This window comes from Stenotrophomonas sp. HMWF003 (assembly GCF_003061285.1).
GTDB lineage: Bacteria > Pseudomonadota > Gammaproteobacteria > Xanthomonadales > Xanthomonadaceae > Stenotrophomonas > Stenotrophomonas maltophilia_AP.
In genome coordinates this window covers 3,496-4,315 of the sequence record NZ_QAIW01000208.1, presented here as the reverse complement: position 1 = coordinate 4,315, position 820 = coordinate 3,496, and the positions used below count along the sequence as shown (strand labels likewise).

Genomic DNA, 820 nt, shown 5'->3' with positions numbered 1-820 from the left:
GATCGATACCGTGGACGATGGCGTTACCGGGTTCCTGTTCAATGGGCCCGAAGTGGACAACCTGCGCCGCTGCGTGCAACGCGCGTTCCGCACGTTCCGGCAGCCGCGCCTGATGGCCGCCATGCGTCGCGCGGCGATGCTGCGGCCCAGTGGCTGGGAGGTTGCCGGCACGCACTACATCGACCTGTACCAGCGCACCGCAGAGGCGCGCGCATGAAGGTGTCCTGCGAACAGACCAACGCCAGCGAACACAGCTCTATGGACACGCAGGATTCCTTGCCCGCCGGCGACGCGCTGGAGCCCGCACTGGCCGCATTGGCGGCCGGTGCGCCGGGCGACCCGTTTGCCTTGCTTGGCCCGCACCGCGATGCGCAGGGCCGCTGGTGGCTGCGGGTCCTGTTCGCCGGGGCCGTGGGTGTACAGCGGCGGGACAAGGCCGGCCAGTGGACGCCGATGACCGCGCGCGGCCAGGGCGTGTTCGAGGCGCCAACCGATGGTGCCGGGGTAGCGCTGCTGCGGGTGGACTGGGGCACGCACCAGCAGGAGATCGAAGATGTGTTCGGCTTCGGGCCGCAGCTGGACGCGGCCGTGCTGGCCGGCATCCCCGACGGCGACCCGCACAGCATCCGGACCGGGCTGGGCGCGCAGCTGGCCACCGACCAGGGCGTGGCGGGGGTGCGCTTCGCGGTCTGGGCGCCGAACGCACGCCGGGTGGCAGTGGTGGGCGACTTCAACAGCTGGGACGGCACGCGCCATCCGATGCGGTTCCGTCACGAGGCAGGCGTATGGGAAATCTTCGTGCCGCGCGTGGCGGCCGGCG

General features: G+C 71.5%; 2 pseudogenes. Both read left to right on the top strand.

Annotated elements, in window-relative coordinates:
* A pseudogene (locus DBR34_RS22415) lies at positions 1 to 217 on the top strand (starch synthase); the annotation flags it as partial.
* 41 nt (positions 218 to 258) lie between these two features.
* Positions 259 to 820 (top strand): annotated as a pseudogene (locus tag DBR34_RS22410) (1,4-alpha-glucan branching enzyme); the annotation flags it as partial.